Annotated in this window: 17 protein-coding genes and 4 pseudogenes; 5 read left to right on the top strand and 16 right to left on the bottom strand. The window is 68.1% G+C overall.

Features of this window, described 5'->3' with window-relative positions; translation table 11 throughout:
- The first annotated feature begins 76 nt into the window (after positions 1-76).
- Together HBE64_RS08570 and HBE64_RS08565 are read left to right on the top strand one after the other, a co-directional pair.
- Positions 77-412, top strand: coding sequence for a helix-turn-helix transcriptional regulator (locus HBE64_RS08570; protein WP_167100355.1), 336 nt, complete (start codon positions 77-79; stop codon positions 410-412).
- 11 nt (positions 413-423) lie between these two features.
- Positions 424-825 (top strand): Fur family transcriptional regulator, encoded by a 402-nt coding sequence (locus tag HBE64_RS08565; protein ID WP_167108925.1) that lies wholly within the window; start codon positions 424-426, stop codon positions 823-825.
- On the opposite strand, the gene HBE64_RS08560 is transcribed toward HBE64_RS08565, so the two are convergent.
- The 3 genes from HBE64_RS08560 to recO are packed head-to-tail and all read right to left on the bottom strand — an operon-like array spanning position 822 to position 2,907.
- Entirely contained in the window at positions 822-1,166 is a 345-nt protein-coding gene (locus tag HBE64_RS08560) for a hypothetical protein (RefSeq protein WP_243841624.1), read from the bottom strand. The genes HBE64_RS08565 and HBE64_RS08560 overlap by 4 nt on opposite strands.
- Positions 1,167-1,211: 45 nt before the next feature.
- A complete protein-coding gene (locus HBE64_RS08555; RefSeq protein ID WP_167108922.1) occupies positions 1,212-2,120 on the bottom strand; it encodes a decaprenyl diphosphate synthase in 909 nt (302 codons plus the stop codon).
- A complete protein-coding gene (recO, locus tag HBE64_RS08550) occupies positions 2,086-2,907 on the bottom strand; it encodes a DNA repair protein RecO (RefSeq protein WP_167100350.1) in 822 nt (273 codons plus the stop codon). Before recO ends, HBE64_RS08555 begins: the two co-directional genes overlap by 35 nt.
- Positions 2,908-2,972: 65 nt before the next feature.
- Between recO and HBE64_RS08545 the strand changes: the two genes are divergently transcribed.
- Positions 2,973-4,430, top strand: coding sequence for an amidase (locus HBE64_RS08545; protein ID WP_167100347.1), 1,458 nt, complete (start codon positions 2,973-2,975; stop codon positions 4,428-4,430).
- Here HBE64_RS08545 and era read toward each other — a convergent pair.
- The 9 genes and pseudogenes from era to HBE64_RS08510 form a co-directional block, all read right to left on the bottom strand.
- Positions 4,419-5,321, bottom strand: coding sequence for a GTPase Era (gene era, locus HBE64_RS08540; protein ID WP_167100344.1), 903 nt, complete (start codon positions 5,319-5,321; stop codon positions 4,419-4,421). The genes HBE64_RS08545 and era overlap by 12 nt on opposite strands.
- Positions 5,318-5,635, bottom strand: a complete 318-nt coding sequence (locus tag HBE64_RS08535; protein ID WP_167100341.1) for a cytidine deaminase — start codon at positions 5,633-5,635, stop codon at positions 5,318-5,320. The genes era and HBE64_RS08535 overlap by 4 nt, the downstream gene beginning before the upstream one ends.
- Positions 5,628-6,920: a hemolysin family protein gene (locus tag HBE64_RS08530; RefSeq protein ID WP_167100338.1), complete on the bottom strand. Its 1,293-nt coding sequence runs from the start codon at positions 6,918-6,920 to the stop codon at positions 5,628-5,630. Before HBE64_RS08530 ends, HBE64_RS08535 begins: the two co-directional genes overlap by 8 nt.
- On the bottom strand, positions 6,917-7,453 hold the full coding sequence (gene ybeY, locus HBE64_RS08525) for an rRNA maturation RNase YbeY (protein WP_167100335.1): 537 nt from the start codon (positions 7,451-7,453) through the stop codon (positions 6,917-6,919). Before ybeY ends, HBE64_RS08530 begins: the two co-directional genes overlap by 4 nt.
- A 15-nt stretch (positions 7,454-7,468) precedes the next feature.
- Positions 7,469-7,792 (bottom strand): annotated as a pseudogene (locus HBE64_RS24670) (PhoH family protein); the annotation flags it as partial.
- Positions 7,793-8,098: 306 nt separating this feature from the next.
- Positions 8,099-8,302: pseudogene (locus HBE64_RS24665) on the bottom strand (hypothetical protein); the annotation flags it as partial.
- 567 nt (positions 8,303-8,869) lie between these two features.
- A pseudogene (locus tag HBE64_RS24660) lies at positions 8,870-9,562 on the bottom strand (PhoH family protein); the annotation flags it as partial.
- Between the two features lie 56 nt (positions 9,563-9,618).
- Positions 9,619-10,026 (bottom strand): nuclear transport factor 2 family protein, encoded by a 408-nt coding sequence (locus tag HBE64_RS08515; RefSeq protein ID WP_167100332.1) that lies wholly within the window; start codon positions 10,024-10,026, stop codon positions 9,619-9,621.
- A complete protein-coding gene (locus tag HBE64_RS08510) occupies positions 10,023-11,261 on the bottom strand; it encodes a cytochrome P450 (RefSeq protein ID WP_167100329.1) in 1,239 nt (412 codons plus the stop codon). Before HBE64_RS08510 ends, HBE64_RS08515 begins: the two co-directional genes overlap by 4 nt.
- 118 nt (positions 11,262-11,379) lie before the next feature.
- On the opposite strand from HBE64_RS08510, the gene HBE64_RS08505 reads away from it, so the two are divergent.
- Positions 11,380-12,558 (top strand): LuxR C-terminal-related transcriptional regulator, encoded by a 1,179-nt coding sequence (locus HBE64_RS08505; RefSeq protein WP_243841541.1) that lies wholly within the window; start codon positions 11,380-11,382, stop codon positions 12,556-12,558.
- A gap of 4 nt (positions 12,559-12,562) precedes the next feature.
- Here HBE64_RS08505 and HBE64_RS08500 read toward each other — a convergent pair whose 3' ends face one another.
- From HBE64_RS08500 to hrcA, 3 genes are read right to left on the bottom strand one after another with little or no spacing between them, the layout of a single operon-like run.
- Positions 12,563-13,321 (bottom strand): 16S rRNA (uracil(1498)-N(3))-methyltransferase, encoded by a 759-nt coding sequence (locus tag HBE64_RS08500; protein ID WP_167100324.1) that lies wholly within the window; start codon positions 13,319-13,321, stop codon positions 12,563-12,565.
- Between the two features lie 4 nt (positions 13,322-13,325).
- Positions 13,326-14,468, bottom strand: coding sequence for a molecular chaperone DnaJ (dnaJ, locus tag HBE64_RS08495; RefSeq protein ID WP_167100320.1), 1,143 nt, complete (start codon positions 14,466-14,468; stop codon positions 13,326-13,328).
- A 39-nt stretch (positions 14,469-14,507) separates the two neighbouring features.
- Positions 14,508-15,539: a heat-inducible transcriptional repressor HrcA gene (gene hrcA, locus HBE64_RS08490; protein WP_167100316.1), complete on the bottom strand. Its 1,032-nt coding sequence runs from the start codon at positions 15,537-15,539 to the stop codon at positions 14,508-14,510.
- A gap of 210 nt (positions 15,540-15,749) precedes the next feature.
- On the opposite strand from hrcA, the gene HBE64_RS08485 reads away from it, so the two are divergent.
- Positions 15,750-16,064, top strand: a complete 315-nt coding sequence (locus HBE64_RS08485) for a type II toxin-antitoxin system VapB family antitoxin (RefSeq protein WP_167100313.1) — start codon at positions 15,750-15,752, stop codon at positions 16,062-16,064.
- A gap of 6 nt (positions 16,065-16,070) precedes the next feature.
- On the opposite strand, the pseudogene hemW reads toward HBE64_RS08485, so the two are convergent.
- Positions 16,071-17,237: pseudogene (gene hemW / locus HBE64_RS08480) on the bottom strand (radical SAM family heme chaperone HemW); the annotation flags it as partial.
- Positions 17,238-17,463: the final 226 nt, after the last annotated feature.

Below are 17,463 nucleotides of genomic sequence, written 5' to 3'. Positions count from 1 at the left end.
CGGATGCCGCCTTGTTTGCCCGGCGGTTGTGCGCCGTCGTTGAAATGCACAACTGCGCATGTATTCTGGGTGCTATATGAAAACCGTTTCCAATTGGACTGATGTCGATGCATCGCCGCAACTGCCCGCCGACCTGCTGGACCGCGCCGGTGAGTTGCTCCGGGCGCTGGCCGCGCCGGTGCGCATCGCCATCGTGATGCAGCTGCGCGAGTCTCAGCGTTGCGTGCACGAGCTCGTCGACGCCCTGGACGTGCCGCAGCCGCTGGTCAGCCAGCACCTGCGGATCCTCAAGGCCGCGGGTGTCGTCGCCGGCGAACGGTCCGGACGCGAAGTGATGTACCGGCTCGTCGACCATCACCTGGCCGAGATCGTCGTCGCTGCGATCACCCACTCCGGCGAGGACCACGCGTGACCAAGGCCGAGGTGCGCTCCGCCGGAGCAGGCGTGCGCGCCACCCGCCAGCGGGCGGCCATCATCGCCCTGCTCGACTCCGTCGAGGAATTCCGCTCGGCCCAGGATCTGCACGACGAGCTTCGCCGCCGCGGCGAAAACATCGGCCTGACGACGGTCTATCGCACACTGCAGTCACTGTCGTCGGCCGACCTGGTGGACATGGTCCGCACCGATACCGGTGAGTCGATGTACCGGCGCTGCTCGGCGCCACATCACCACCACCACCTCGTGTGTCGGCACTGCGGCTCGACGGTGGAGGTCAGCGGCCGCGAGGTCGAGGCATGGGCCGCCGAAGTTGCTCAGGCGCACGGCTTTTCCGATGTCAATCACACCATCGAGTTGTTCGGGACCTGCGCCGACTGCACGCCCTAGCCGGTCAGAGCGGCCCGCGCGTCGACCCCGCCGGCGAGCACCATCAACACCAGCGTGCTCAACGCATGATTCTCCAGGCCGTCACCGGGAAAGTTGTAGCGCAGCATCACATCACCGCGCTTGCCCGGCTGCTCGACCAGCGTCACCGTTCCCAGCATCGTCGACTGTGCTTGGGCGGCAACGCGTTTGCGTAAATCGGCGGTCAGTGGCAGATCCCAGGCAAGCACCTGGGTCACCGACACCATCACGATGTCCTCGGCGATCGTGACCGTCCGCAGCGAGGCGAACGTGCCGTCGTGGCGCACCGTCAGCGCGCCGTCCTCCTCGACCTCGACGGGCATGACGTCGGTGAGTGCCTCGGCAAGACGTTCGGCGAGAGCCACGGGCTAGGCGCGCCCGAAGCGCCGGTTACGTTCGGCGTACTCTTCGCACGCCGCCCACAGGTCGCGGCGGTCGTAGTCCGGCCACAGCTTGTCCTGGAAGACGTATTCGGCGTAGGCGGCCTGCCACAGCATGAAGTTGCTGGACCGCTGCTCCCCCGATGTCCGGATGAACAGGTCGACATCGGGGATGTCGGGGCGGTGCAGGTGCTCGGAGATCGTGGTCTCGTCCACGCGCTCCGGGTCGATCCGGCCGGCGGCCGCGTCGCGCGCGATCTGCTTTGCGGCTTCGGCGATTTCGGCCCGGCCGCCGTAGTTGACGCAGTAGTTGACGGTGATGACGTCGTTGTCGGTCGTCATGTTCTCGGCGATGTCGAATTCCTTGATGACGCTGCGCCACATCCGCGCCCGCGAACCCACCCAGCGCATCTGCACACCCATGATGTCGAGGTTCTCGCGGCGACGGCGCACCACCTCGCGGTTGAACCCCATCAGGAAGCGGACCTCGTCGGCGCTGCGGCGCCAGTTCTCGGTGGAGAACGCATACACGGTCAGATGTTTGATGCCGATCTCGATGGCCCCGCAGGTGATGTCGATGAGCACCGCCTCGCCCATCTTGTGGCCCTCGGTGCGACTGAGCCCCCGCTGAGTGGCCCAGCGGCCGTTGCCGTCCATCACCACGGCGACGTGCTTGGGCATCTGGTCGGCGGGGATCGCCGGCGGCACCGCCTTGGAGGTGTGCTGAGGCGGCCTGCACGGGCCGCCATCCGGCGCCGGAGGCAACGCCGGAAAAACAACCGGCCAGCTCGAAGTGTCGGGGAACGTCGGGTAATCGTCGGGCGCCGGGGGCAGCTGGGGGAATTGTTCCTTCCGCCTGCGGTTAGCCCCCCGCCACGAGCTGGTCACCCGGTTCATCGCCATGGGGCACATCCTGCCTGAACATCTCCTTACCGTGGGTAGCGGGCTGCCGGTAGACGCGCTCCACCAATGGCAGCGTTCGCAGCTGGCGTTCCAGGTGCCACTGCAGGTGAGCAGCGACCAAGCCGCTGGCATGGCTGCGATGCGACGGCGTCGAGGCCTCCGCCACCTCCCAGTCACCGTCGTGCAGTGCCGACATCAGTTCCAGCACCGCCTGCGGCGGGGTCGTCGACCCGGACGGCCTGCAGTGTATGCATACGCTGCCACCTGCACCGATGTGGAACGCGCGATGCGGTCCCGGCGCCGCGCAGCGGGCACATTCGGTCAGCGCGGGCGCCCAGCCGGCGATCCCCATGGCCCGCAACAGGTAGGCGTCCAGGACCAGTTCGCGGGGGCGGCCGCCGTCGGCGACCGCCCGCAACGCCCCGACGGTCAGCCGGTGCAGCGCAGGAGCCGGTGCATGTTCCTCACCGGCCAGCCGCTCGGCGGTCTCCAGAACCGCACACGCGCAGGTGTAGCGGCCGTAGTCGCTGACGATGTCGGTGGCGAACGCGTCGATGGACACCACCTGGGTGACGATGTCCAGGTTGCGGCCGGGATGTAGTTGCACGTCGATATGCGCGAACGGCTCCAGCCGGGAACCGAACTTGCTGCGGGTACGCCGGACACCCTTGGCCACCGCGCGGACCAGACCGTGGTCGCGGGTCAGCAAGGTGACGATGCGATCGGCCTCACCGAGCTTGTGCTGGCGCAGCACGACCGCCCGGTCCCGGTACAGCCGCATGAAAGCCAGTTTCGCACCGCAATGCGACAACCACAGGGACCCGCGCCGTTAGTCTCGACGTCGCGATGTCTGTGAATGTGAATCCGAGCAGGTCGACACGGTTTCCGACCGTCTCCGAGCAGCTGTACCAGTTGGCCAGCGGCGCGGTGACCTCTGCCGAACTGGTACGGCGGTCCCTGCATGCGATCACCGTCAGCCAGTCGACGCTCAATGCCTTCCGGGTGGTGCTCACCGAAAGCGCACTCGCGGAGGCCGCCGAGGCCGATCACCGGCGCGCCGCCGGTGAGCAGGCCGCCCTGCTGGGAGTTCCGATCGCCGTCAAGGACGACGTCGACATCGCGGGCGTGCCCACCTCCTTCGGCACCGCCGGGCGGATCCGCCCCGCCACACAGGACGCCGAGGTGGTCCGCCGCCTGCGGGCCGCCGGTGCGGTGATCGTCGGCAAGACCAACTGCTGCGAGCTGGGCCAGTGGCCGTTCACCAGTGGCCCGGCGTTCGGGCACACCCGGAACCCGTGGTCACGCAAGCACACCCCGGGCGGCTCCTCGGGCGGCAGCGCCGCCGCGGTGGCCGCCGGCCTGGTGGCCGCGGCCATCGGCTCCGACGGAGCCGGCAGTGTGCGGGTGCCCGCGGCGTGGACACATCTGGTCGGCATCAAGCCGCAGCGTGGCCGCATCTCGACCTGGCCGCTGCGCGAGCCGTTCAACGGCATCACCGTCAACGGTGTGCTGGCCCGGACCGTCGCCGATGCCGCGCTGGTGCTCGACGCCTGCTCGGGCAATGTCGAAGACGATCCGCACCAGCCGCCTCCGGTACGGATCTCCGACCATGTCGGTGTCGCGCCGGGTGCGCTGCGCGTCGCGATGTCCACCCGGTTTCCCTACACCGTGTTCGGCGCCAAGCTGCACCCCGAGATCCGGTCCGCCATGCAGACCATCGGCGACCAGCTGACCGACCTGGGCCACACCGTGATGGCGGGCAACCCGAACTACGGGCTGCGGCTGCCGCTCAGCTTCCTGCCGAGGTCGACCGCCGGGCTGCTGGAGTGGGCCGACCGGCTCGGCGAGGACGTCACCTTCGACCGCCGCACCGAGGCGAATCTGCGGATGGGGCAACTGTTGTCGGGGTCGATGCTGCGCTGGGCGCGCCGCAGCGAGCCGGCGCTGCAGCGCCGGGTGGGCGCGATATTCAACGCCGTCGACGTGGTGCTGGCGCCGACCACCGCGCAGCCGCCGCCCCCGGCGCGGATGTTCGACGACCTCGGACCGACGGGCACCGACCGGGCCATGATCGCCGCGTGCCCGGTGACGTTCCCGTGGAACGTGCTGGGCTGGCCGTCGATCAGCATCCCGGCCGGTTTCACCGCCGACGGTCTGCCGATCGGTGTCCAGCTGATGGGACCGGCCAACAGCGAACCGCTGCTGGTCTCGCTGGCCGCCGAACTGGAGGCCATCAACGGGTGGGCCGACAAACAGCCGGCGGTGTGGTGGAACACCCCGGTCGTCAAGGATCTAGAAGCCTAACCGCCCAAGCTGTTTGGGGTCGCGCTGCCAGTTCTTGGCGATCTTGACCCGAAGATCCAGGTACACCTTGGTGCCGAGCAGTTTCTCGATCTGCGTGCGCGCGGCGGTGCCGACTTCTTTGAGTCGGGTCCCGCCCTTGCCGATCACGATGCCCTTCTGGCTGTCGCGCTCGACGTAGAGCACGGCGTGCACGTCGATGAGGTCGTCACGGCCTTCCCTGGGCTCGATCTCCTCGATCACCACGGCCAGTGAGTGCGGCAACTCGTCGCGCACACCTTCGAGTGCGGCTTCCCGGATGAGCTCGGCCATGAGCACCTCCTCGGGCTCGTCGGTGAGCTCGCCGTCGGGGTAGAACGCCGGCCCCGGTGGCAGCTGCGCGGCCAGGACATCGATGAGGAGGTCGACCTGTTCGCCCGTGCTGGCCGACACCGGAACGATCTCGGCGGCGGTGTCGCCGACGAGCTCGTGCACGGCGATGAGCTGTTCGGCCACTTTCTCTTTGGTGACCTTGTCGATCTTGGTGACGATGACGACGAAGGTGGTTCGGGGTGCGACGGTCCGGATCTGTTCGTAGATCCACCGGTCGCCGGGGCCGATCGGCTCGTCGGCGGGGATGCACAGGCCGATGACGTCGACTTCCGAATAGGTGTCGCGCACCAGGTCGTTGAGCCGCTTGCCCAGCAGGGTGCGCGGCCGGTGCAGACCCGGGGTGTCGACGAGGACGATCTGGAACTCCTCGCGGTGCACGATGCCGCGGATGGTGTGCCGGGTGGTCTGCGGGCGGTTGGAGGTGATCGCCACCTTGGAGCCGACGAGAGCGTTGGTCAAGGTGGACTTGCCGGTGTTGGGCCGGCCGACGAAACAGACGAAACCGGAATGGAATTCGCTCATTGCGGTGTCCCGGCGCGGTCGGTGACGATGACCGCAGCGTCAGGCGAGAGCTCGCGCACCGCCGCGACACCGGGGTCGTCCGCGGATCCGCCGACGAGCACCGCGGCCTCCAAACCCGTTGCCCCGCTGGATACCGCGGCGGCCACCGCGGCCTGCAGCGCGGTCAGGCCCAGCGCGGCCAGCGTGACCGGTGCCCCGGCGTAGGTGCGGCCGTCGAGGTCGCGCACCGCCGCTCCCTGCGGGGCTTCGGCACGGGCCATCGCCCCTCGTGCGAGCACCACCAGTTTGGCGTCTTCCGCGTCGAGCTCACTCATCGGTTACCTCGTTCTCCAGTTCCGTCCTGCTGACGAGGACGGTTTCGATCCGCACCCGGCCGCGGTGGTCGCGGCCGCCTTCGGCGATCAGCCGTAGACCGTGCGACACCACTTCGGCTCCGGGCAGGGGAACACGGCCCAACTCCAGGGCCAGCAGTCCACCGACGGTGTCGACGTCGAGGTCCTCTTCGAACTCGACGTCGTACAGCTCGCCGACGTCCTCGATCGGCAGCCGCGCCGACACCCGGAATCTGTTGTCGTCCAACTCCTCGACGGGTGCCACCTCGTGGGTGTCGTATTCGTCGGCGATCTCGCCGACGATCTCCTCGAGGACATCCTCGATGGTGACCAGCCCGGCGATGGCACCGTACTCGTCGACGAGCAGGGCCATGTGGTTGCGGTCGCGCTGCATCTCCCGCAGCAGGTCGTCGAGCGGCTTGGAGTCCGGCACGAAGACGGCTGGGCGCATGACGTCGCAGACGGCGGTGTCGTGTCCGCCGTTGGCGGAGTAGTAGGTGCGCTGGACAAGGTCTTTGAGGAAGACGACGCCCACGACGTCGTCGACGTTCTCGCCGATCACCGGGATCCGGGAGTGCCCACTGCGCACCGCGAGCGAGGTGGCCTGCCCGGCTGTCTTGTCGGACTCGATCCACACCATCTCGGTCCGCGGGACCATCACCTCGCGGGCCGGGGTGTCCCCGAGTTCGAACACCGACTGGATCATGCGACGTTCGTCGTCGGCCACGATGCCGCGCTGCTGTGCCAGGTCGACGACCTCGCGCAGTTCGATTTCCGAGGCGAACGGGCCGTTGCGGAAGCCGCGGCCGGGCGTGACGGCATTACCGAGCAGGATCAGCAGCCGGCTGATGGGGGTCAGGAGCACCGAAATCGCTTGCAGCGGAACCGCGGACACCAGGGCGATGGTGTACGCGTTCTGCCTGCCGATGGTGCGCGGGCCCACCCCGATCACCACGAAGCTGGCCACCGTCATGATGGCGGCGGCACCGACCAGACCCCACGTCAGACCCAGGTCGTCCCACAGGAAGGCCACCAGCAGCACGGTGGCCGCCGCCTCGCAGGCGATCCGCAGCAGCACGACAAGGTTGATGTAGCGCGGCCGTTCGGCCATCACCCGGGCCAGGCGCAGCGCCCCGGGCCGTTCGTCGCGCACGAGTTCCTCGACGCGGGCCACCGACACCGTGCTGATGGCGGCGTCTATCGCCGCGAACAGTCCGCCCAGCGCGATGAGCGCGATCGCGCCGAGCAGCGGGACGATTCCGGTCACGGTTCGTCGAAATACCGTGACTTGTCGAGCAGTCGCCGGTCCTTCTCGTTCTGGCGCTCGGAGTGATAGGACTCGACCTGGTCGGCCACCCACTCCTCGAGCAGCTGCCGCTGCAGGGCGAACATCTCTTTTTCCTCGTCCGGTTCGGCGTGGTCGTAGCCCAGCAGATGCAGTACGCCGTGCACGGTGAGCAACGCCAGCTCCTGACCCAGGGTGTGGCCGGCCGACTCGGCCTGGCCGGCGGCGAACTCCGGGCACAGCACGATGTCACCGAGCATCGCCGGCCCGGGCTCCGGTGAGTCGGGCCGGCCGCCGGGTTCGAGCTCGTCCATCGGGAAGCTCATGACGTCGGTGGGCCCGGGCAGGTCCATCCAGCGCATGTGCAGGTCGGCCATGGCGTTGGTGTCCAGCAGCACCATGGACAGCTCGGCGGCCGGGTTGACGTTCATCTTGCGAATGACGAACCGCGCGACGCTGATCAGTTCCTCTTCGGAAACGTCGAGGCCGGATTCGTTGGATACCTCGATGCTCATGTTCTCGGCCGCCGCCTAACGTCTGGGCGAGCGCCGCTGCGCCCGGTTCATCATGCCCGGCTGCTCGGCTTTCGCGTAGGCGTCGACGATCTCGGAGACCAGCCGGTGGCGCACCACGTCGGCGGAGGTGAGCTGGGCGAAGTGGATGTCGTCGATGCCGTCGAGGATCTCCGCGGCCGCGCGTAGACCCGAGGTAGCTCCCCCGGGCAGATCGACCTGCGTAACATCGCCTGTGACAACGATTTTCGAGCCGAACCCCAGCCTGGTGAGGAACATCTTCATCTGCTCGGCGGTGGTGTTCTGCGCCTCGTCGAGGATGATGAACGCGTCGTTCAGGGTGTTGTGCGTCAGAAGGAAGTCCTCCGTGACATACAACGAGTCTTGGGCCGCAACCCGGATGCAGACGGCCTCCTCTGTGCCGGCAGATTCGATCCGATCGACGAATCGCTTAGGGTGGCCGCCCCCAGTCACGTTGTACTTCGCAGCCTTACGCGCCAATCGGAAAGGCGCGAGACCCTCGGGCAATCGGATGTCCAGAACGTGTGCATCGGATCGGTAGTGGACCTCCCTGCCACGTGCGAGGCCGGGTTTGCGGCCCTCCGCTTTTCGCGTGCGGCAGTACACGACACCGCCCAGCGACCGGACGAGGAAGACAACGTCACCGCGCAGGCGGTCAGAGACCGTCGTGTATTGAATCCGACAGGTGCGGGCCTGTTGAGTGACGGGACCGCCATCGGTGTCCAGCAGTCCCTGCAAGACCGCTAGCCGCACGTCAGCCGAGTTGAGCAGGTAGTCCTTGGGGACGAACTTGGTATTCGAGCGCTTGCCGTCGAGCCCCAACAGGCGCATCGCGCCGGTGACGGGGTTCTCGATAGTGATGACTTCACCCGGCTTCCGGATCCTGTTCAGGACGTAGTCGACCTCGGTCTTTTGCCGCGCTTGGATTCCGGGGATGAGATCGGTCAGCGCCTGGGCCAGCTCGGGATCGGTGGTGGCGAAGGTCGGGGTGGCGCGGCAACTGAAGCAACCGTCGCCCAACAGAAGGCCCAAGGCGTACGGGTCGAGCGGCACTGGTCGCGATTCAAAAGCGACGGGCTTATCGAGCAGCGGCAGTTCATACCTGTGCTGGTGTGCGGTCCGCAAATTCCCGATCATCTGCTTGGTTTCCAGAACCCGGGCGGGCCGGTTACGCCGCCGATCACTTGCGGTGTAGACCGACCAGAGGTGATCTCCCGACGCGAGAGTCGACGAGCCGTCCTGGGTGAAGACTCGATAAATCTCCTTGTAGCCCTGCGGATAGACACCGAGCACCTCGGTTGGCCGACCGTCCGAGCCGATGACGAAGTCGCCGACCTCAAGTTCACCGATCGGCCGGAAACCGGACGGAGTCAAGACATTCGTCGACAGGGGCTGCGCCCGGCCCCGCATAAAAGCCAGCGGCGCAACCTCGATCACCCCTGCCGTCATCAGCTTCGGGATGGCGTCGGGATCCATCATGTCGTGCAGCGCGTCGTACAGCGGCCGCAGATACGGGTCGATCTTCTCGTAGAGCGTGCCCGGCAAAAAGCCAAGGCGCTCACCGGCTTCCACCGCCGGACGGGTCAAGATGATGCGGGTGACCTGCTTGGTCTGCAGCGCGCTGACGGCTTTAGCCATCGCCAGGTAAGTCTTGCCGGTGCCGGCCGGGCCGATTCCGAACACGATGGTGTTGGCGTCGATGGCGTCGACGTAGCGCTTCTGGTTGAGCGTCTTGGGCCGGATGGTCTTGCCGCGCCGCGACAGGATGTCCAGGCTCAGCACCTCGGCCGGCGATTCGTTCTCCGCACCCGACATCATCGCCACACTGCGGCGCACCGCGTCGGGCGTCAGGCTCTGCCCGCCGGCGACGATCGCGACGAGCTCGGAGATGACCCGCTCGGCCAGCGCCACGTCGGCGGCTTCACCGGCCATCGACACGGTGTTGCCGCGAACGTGGACGTCGGCCGTGAGGCTCTTCTCTATCGCACGCAGATTCTCGTCAGCGGAACCCAGCAGGCCCACGACGAGGTCGGGCGGAACAGTCATGCTGCTGCGCACTTGCGAGGCAGCGGTCGTCTCGCGGGGCGTCACGTGGTCTTCGAAGCCTGCTTCCTGGGTTCCCTGGTCGGACGTAGTGAGCGCCCAGTTTACCGCGTTCGGGTGAACGCATCGTGGGTCAGCGCCGAGTTCATGAAGTCCCGGAAGTGCAGCCACTTGCCATCGCGCAACGTGATGATGTGGGCGAACTCCGATTCCCAGGTGTGCCCGGTGGACGGCCGCAGGAACTTCTGGTGGCCCCAGACCGCCAGGTTGTCGCCGTCGGGGATGAACAGCCAGGGCTCCATGGCCACGATCTGGATGTGTTCGGCCACCGTCGCGAAGAACTCCAGCGCGCGGGCCATGCCATGGTAGTCGCCGGCATATGGGATCGCGTCGCTGCCGTAGTAGGTGATGCGGACCTCGGGATCCAGCAGGCTCACCGCGGTCTCGAGGTCACCGGCGGGAACGGCGGTGTAGATCGCCCTGGTGTTCGCGATATTGCGCCGTTCGCTCATCGGGCCAGCTGCAGCGGGAGCCGGACGAAGCCGTGGGTGAGCAGGCTGGCGGTCTGCCGCTCCCCCGGTTCCTCGGACAACCCGATCGTCGGGTAGCGGTCGAGCACCGCGTTGACCACTGCGAGCACCTCCAGCCGGGCCAGCGGTGCGCCCAGGCAGAAGTGCAGACCCTGGCCGAAGGCCATGTGCTGACGGATGTTGGGCCGGTCGAGGTCCAGGCGCTCGGGATCGTCGAAGACGGCCGGGTCGTGGTTGGCCGACCCGAAGAACAGCGCGACCCATTCGCCCTTGCGGATGGTGGCCCCGCCGATCTCGACGTCGCGGGTGGCGATCCGGAACAGTCGCTGCGGACCGGTGAGCCGCGCGACCTCCTCGATGAACGTGCTCACCAACGACCGGTCGGACCGCAGGCGGGCGGCCACTGCGGGCTCCCGTGCCAGCGCGTGCAGGACGCTGCCGATCAGGTAGGTCGTCGTCTCGCTGCCCGCGACCACCAGCGTCACGCAGAACCGCACGATCTGTTCGGCCGTCAGGCGCTGCCCGTCGAGTTCGGCGCGCAGCAGCGCCGAGATCAGGTCCTCGGCCTCTTCGACGTCCTGGTCCTCGCCAAGGCGTGCGCTGTGCTCGACGACCCGCTCGGCGAACGCCGCCACCATTTCGGCGTTGCTGGCCATCCGCTCCTCGGGTGTCATCGCCGAGGACAGCATGAAGGCGTTGGCCCAGTTCTTGAACCGGATGTGGTCACCGTCGGGCAGGCCCAGCAGCCGGACCATCGCGCGGGTGGGCACCTCGGCGGCGAACTCCATCACGTCGCGGTCACCGTCGCCGGTACGGTCGTCGAACTCGGCGAGCAGGGCCGGCACCAGATCGGTGAGCCAGCCTTCGAGCCGGCGGATGCGCCGCGGCGAGAACGCCTGGCTGACGAGTTTGCGCTCCCCGGTGTGCGCGGGCGGGTCGGTGTTGACCAGCATCAGACTGGGCGCCGACGAGGCCTCCTGGATGGGATCGCGGGAGGAGAACGTCTCGTTGTCCCGCGCCGCGGCGAAGACCTGGTCGTAGCGGAACAGCGCCCATGCCGTCACGGGTTCGTCGGCTCCGGGCACCGTGCCGGGCGGCCAGTCCCGGTAGCCGGGCACCGGTGAGACCTCGCGCAGGTGCTCGAAGAGCGGATAGGGGTTGGCCACGCCCTCCGGGGTGGTCAGCTGGTGCAGTGCCGATGTCGTCGTCAAGGTCATGCCACCAGCGTCGCGGCAGCCGATACGGCGGGTCGATCTCCCGATGGAGGTCAGTTCTGCCCCCGAGCGGGCGGATTTGCCACCGCAGGCCGCGAACCGGTGCGACGATCGACGCACTGTGAGCCTTGTCAGCGAACCTTTGTCCCTCAGCGCACTCGCCGACGGCGACCATCCCGGGTGGGCATCGAAGCCCGCACCCCTGAGCCCGGTGTCCCGTCGCTACGCCGAGGCGTGCCGGGCCGGCACCGTGGAGCCAGGCGGCGATCCGATCACCGCGGTGGCCGAAACCGTTGACGCCCAAGCCGCCATCGTCCGGGACGCCCTGGAGGCTCTCGGCGACGAGCGGGCGTTGGCCGCACTGGAAGCCGTGCTGGACCTCTCGCTGCTCGAACGCCAGCTGATCGAGGACGGTGCGCGCCGGAGGGCCACGGCGCTGCTGCAGGTTCAAGATGGGCTGAGCAAGCTGCGGGCCGTGGACGAGGTCGCGGCCATCGTCGACCGCGCGCCGCGTGAGCTCGTCGAATGCTGCGGTTTCGATCGGGCGGTGCTGTTCCGGGTGCACGACGGCCGCATGGTGATGGAGTCGGCGTACTTCGGCGACGACGTCGAAGGCGCCGAGAAAATGGTGGCCTTCGCCCAGTCGGTGTCACCGCCACTGGACCATATGTTGTTGGAAACACAGATGATTCGCCGGCACGCGCCGGCGATCGTTCGCGACGCCCGCAACGACCCGAGGGTCAACCGGCCGATCATCGACTTCTCCCTGACCCGCTCCTACGTCGCCGCGCCGGTGATGCCGACCGGCCGGGTGATCGGGTTCCTGCACGCCGACCGGTTGTACAGCGGGCGCACGGTCGACGAGATCGACCGCGACACGGTGTGGGCCTTCGCCGAAGGGTTCGGCTATGCCTTCGAGCGGACCGTCCTGGTCGAGCGGATGCGCCGCCAGCATGCCGAGGTCCGCACCGCGCTGGCCACCGCCGAGAAGGCGGCGCAGGCCGTGCAGGACGCCGACCTGGAATTGCGCAAGGTCGAGCCTGCGGTGCGCAGCCCGGCCAGCCGGATGCTGGCCACCATGACCTCGCGGGTCAATCAGATGCTGACCCGCCGCGAGGTCGAGGTCTTGCGGCTGATGGCCGACGGGCGCACCAACCAGCAGATCGCCGACGAACTCGTGATCACACCGGGCACCGTGAAATCCCACGTGAAGCGGGTGCTGCGTAAGTTGCATGCGACCAACAGGGCCGAAGCGGCGTCGATCTATGCCCGGCTGGGGAACGCACCCACCGAGTTGTGACCGGTCATGACGACGGCGCCGCCCACCGCGGCGTGAGCACGCCGAGGGCGCCCAGGGCCACCGCTGCCGCCGTGGAGGTGCGGAGCACCGTCGGGCCCAGCCGGACCGTCCGGGCACCCGCGGCCGCCAGGTCGGCGAGCTCGCCGTCGCTGATCCCGCCCTCCGGTCCGACGATCAGCAGAATTGAATCCGCTTGCGCCACAGGAATTTCGGCGAGCGGCACGGTGGCAGACTCGTGCAGGGCCAGCACCACCGCACCGGCGGCGACCCGGTCAGCGACCAGCTCGGCCAAGGCCGCCGTGGTGACCGGGCCGCTGACGTCGGGGATCCACGCCCGGCGGGACTGCCGGGCAGCCGAGCGGGCCACCGCATGCCAGCGCCGCAGCCCCTTCTCGGCACGGTCGCCGTCCCAGCGGGCCACGCAGCGGGCGGCCTGCCAGGCGATGAAGCCGTCCGCACCGGCCTCGGTGGCCAGTTCGACGGCCAACTCCGAACGCTCAGACTTCGGAATGGCTTGCACGACGGTCACTTCGGGCACCGGTCGCGGCGCGGACCACCGCTGCAGCACGGTGGCCGTCAGGCCGCGCTTGGTCGCTGATTCGACCTCGCACCGGGCCAGCGCTCCCGCACCGTCGGAGAGCACGAGCACTTCACCGGGCCGGATGCGGCGCACCGTGGCGGCGTGAAAACCCTCGTCACCCTCGACGACGGCGCTGGCGCCGACAGCCGGGACGGCGTCGGTGTAGAACAGCGTGTCGGCCACCGCGTCAGCGGCCGCTGAAGGTTTCCCGCAGCCGGCTGAACAGGCCGCCCCCGGCGTTGGCGCTCTGCGCGTGCGCGGAGCGGACCGCAGCCTCTTCGTGGCTTCGGGTCTTGACCTCGGTCAGAAGTTCCTTGACGCGGGCATCCAGTTTGGTCGGGATGCTGACCTCGATGTGGGCGTGCAGATCACCGCGAACACCGGAGCGAAGGTGTGGCATACCATGGCCGCGCAGCGTGGTCACCGAACCCGGCTGGGTTCCGGGCGCGATGGTGATCTCGGTGAGCCCGTCGAGGATCGCGTCGACGGTGACGGTGGTGCCTAGCGCCGCGTCGACCATCGGCACCGACACGGTGCAGTGCAGGTCGTCGCCGTCGCGCACGAAGATGTCGTGCGGCTGCTCGTGAACCTCGACGTAGAGGTCGCCTGCCGGCCCGCCACCGGGTCCGACTTCACCCTGGGCGGCCAGCCGCACCCGCATGCCGTCGCCGACGCCGGCGGGGATCTTCACGCTGATGTCGCGGCGGGCCCGAACCCGTCCGTCGCCGCCGCAGCGGTGGCACGGATCCGGAATGACCTCACCGACCCCGCGACACTGGGGGCACGGGCGGGACGTCATGACCTGGCCGAGCAGCGAGCGCTGAACGGTCTGCACCTCACCGCGCCCACCGCAGACGTCACAGGTGGTCGGGGTCGAGTTGCCGTGGGTGCCCTTGCCCTGGCAGATGTCGCACAACACGGCGGTGTCGACGGTGACCTGCTTGGTCACGCCGGTCGCGCACTCGGACAGATCCAGCCGCATCCGCAGCAGCGAATCCGACCCGGGCCGCACCCGGCCGACCGGGCCACGCGATCCGGTACCACCGCCGAAGAACGCCTCGAACACGTCGCCTAAGCCACCAAAGCCGCTGAAGCCGTTGGCCGCCGCGCCGTTCTCCAGCGGGTCGCCACCGAGGTCGACGATGCGCCGCTTCTCGGGATCGGAGAGCACCTCGTAGGCGGCGCTGATCTCCTTGAACTTGTGCTGGGCTTCCTCGTCGGGGTTGACGTCGGGATGCAGCTCGCGGGCCAGCTTCCGATAGGCGCGCTTGATCTCCTGATCGCTGGCGCCCTTGCTCACCCCGAGCAAGCCGTAGTAGTCGCGTGCCACCCTTGACCTTTCGAAAATCTAGTTATCGGCTCGAACCGCTTATCGGCCGCCGAGAACCTCGCCGATATACGTCGCAACCGCCGCGACGTTGGCAATAGTTCCCGGATAGTCCATCCGCGTTGGCCCCAGCACACCCATGCCGCCGTACACCGTGTTCGAGCTGCCGTAGGTCGTGGTCACCACCGAGGTACCGACCATCTGCTCGGCCTCGGTTTCGTGACCGATACGCACCGTGACTTTACCCGCCTCCTGCTGGGCGGCGAGCAGCCGAAGAACCACCACCTGCTCCTCGAGCGCTTCGAGCACCGTGCGCAGCGATCCGCCGAAATCAGCGGTATTGCGGGTCAGGTTCGCGGTGCCACCCATCAGCAGCCGCTCTTCGTTGTGTTCGACCAACGACTCCAGCAGCACCGTCGCCGACCGGCCCACCGCGTCACCCAGACCGCCGGACCCGTCGAGCCGGGCCGCCAGGTCGGCCACGGCCACCGAGGCCGCCGCCAGGCGCTTGCCGTCCAGCGCCTGGCCCAGCAGTTCCCGCAGCTGCGCCAGCTGGTGCTCGTCGATGGCGTCTCCGAGTTCGACGATGCGCTGGTCGACCCGGCCCGAGTCGGTGATGACGACCATCAGCAGCCGCGCCGGGGTCAGCGAGACGATTTCGAGGTGGCGCACGGTCGAGCTGGACAGCGTCGGGTACTGCACGATCGCGACCTGCCGGGTGAGCTGGGCCAGCAGCTTCACCGCGCGGCGCAGCACGTCGTCGAGGTCGACCCCGGACTCCAGGAACTGCAGAATCGCGCGCCGCTCCGAGGACGACAACGGCTTGACCTGGTCAAGCCGGTTGACGAACTCGCGGTAGCCCTTCTCCGTGGGCACCCGGCCGGAGCTGGTGTGTGGCTGGGCGATGTATCCCTCGGCCTCCAACACGGCCATGTCGTTGCGCACCGTGGCACTGGATACGCCGAGGTTGTGTCGCTCGACCAGGGCCTTGGAACCGATCGGCTCCTGGGTCGCGACGAAGTCGGCGACGATGGCACGGAGCACCTCAAAGCGACGGTCGTCAGCACTTCCCATCTGGTACACCTCCAAGTCGTCTCCATTTTACGGCCATCATCTGCACAATTAGCACCCACAGCCGGAGAGTGCCACCGCGCGTCCCAGCGCGTCACACCTCGGTCACCGGCGCATCGAAGTTCGCCCAGCACTGGCATTCCGTCAGGCAGCGACTAGCCTTGCTCAAATGTTGACGCCAGGCCTGGGGGTTGCGCTCGGGACGGCACGTCGATGATCTTCAAGGGCGTCCGGGAAGGTAAGCCGTATCCGGAGCACGGGCTGACCTACCGTGACTGGTCACAGATCCCGCCGCGACAGATCCGCCTGGACGAGCTCGTCACGACCACCACCGTGCTGGCGCTGGATCGGTTGCTGTCGGAAGACTCGACGTTCTACGGCGACCTGTTCCCCCATGCGGTCAAGTGGCACGGCGTGGTCTACCTCGAAGACGGCCTGCACCGGGCGGTGCGCGCGGCCCTGCGGAACCGCACCGTGTTGCACGCGCGGGTCTACGACATGGACGCCGGGACCGGCGCCCAGTACTAGTTCGTCGAGGACGTCACGCACCACGGCGTCGGCCAACAGCCTGCCCCGCGGGGTCAGCACCAGCCGGTCGGCGTTGCGCGTCAGCAGACCGTCGGACACCGCCTGCCCGGCCCGTGCCCGTTCCGAGTCGGTGAGAACCTCCAGCGGCAGACCGCTGCTCAACCGAATCCGCAGCAGCACATCCTCGACGTGGCGGTCATGGGCACCGAGGCGCTCGAAATCGGCCACCGGCATGAGCTTTTCGCTGAGCCGCTCCGCATAAGCGTTGGGATGCTTGACATTCCACCACCGGGTGTCGCCGACGAAGCCGTGCGCACCGGGACCCACACCCCACCACTGGCCGCCGTTCCAGTAGCCAAGGTTGTGCAGGCACTCACCGCCGGGCTTGCTCCAGTTGGACACCTCGTACCAGTCGAAGCCCGCCGCCGACAACCACGAGTCCAGGAGTTCATAACGGTGGGCCAGCACGTCGTCGTCGGGCCGGGTGACCTCGCCGCGCCGAACCCGCCGTGCCAGCGCGGTCCCCTCCTCCACCACCAGTGCGTAGGCCGACACGTGGTCGACGTCGGCGGAGAGCACCGCTTCGACCGACTGCCGCAGGTCGTCGTCGGACTCCCCCGGTGTGCCGTAGATCAGATCGAGGTTCAGGTGCTCGAACCCGGCCGCCCGCGCCTGCGCCGCCGCCTGCAGCGCCCGCCCCGGGGAATGGGTCCGGTCCAGCGTCGCCAGAACCCTGGGCACCGCGGACTGCATGCCCAGCGACACCCGCGTATAGCCGGCAGCGCGGATCTGGTCGAAGAACGCCGCCGACGTCGACTCGGGGTTCGCCTCGGTAGTGACCTCGGCGCCGGCGGCCAGCGGGAAGTGGGCGCGGATCGCGTCCAGTACGGCCGCGAGGCCGGCGCCACCGAGCAGCGACGGCGTGCCGCCCCCGACGAAGACCGTGTCGATCGTCACGTCGCCGAGCATCTCGGCGGCCAGCGCGAGTTCGGCCCGGGCGGCGACGAGCCAGCCCTCCGGGGTGGCACCGCCGAGTTCCCCGGCGGTGTAGGTGTTGAAGTCGCAATACCCGCAGCGGCTGGCGCAAAAAGGCACGTGAACGTAGATGCCGAACGCCGTGCCCCGGGCGGCAGTGAGCTCGGGCACAACGGCCGGAACGGGTCGGACCGACATGCTGTCAGTGTCGCAGACCCTAGTTTTACTCATCGCGAGCACAAATCTGGCCCGGTTAGAGGTATCGCGAGCGTTCGTGGCAGAATGGCGCGCATGGCTGCACCTCAGACACTGCGTAACGGTGTACTGGTGGCTCGGCGCCATGTCGATTTCAAGCGCGTCTGTACCTGTTGTTGTTTGGTTTGACGCCGTAGACCCGCCCGCTCGTACTTCAGCTGGCCGACGG

Source organism: Mycobacterium sp. DL592, from assembly GCF_011694515.1.
Lineage (GTDB): Bacteria > Actinomycetota > Actinomycetes > Mycobacteriales > Mycobacteriaceae > Mycobacterium.
This window is presented reverse-complemented; position numbering and strand designations above follow the sequence as displayed.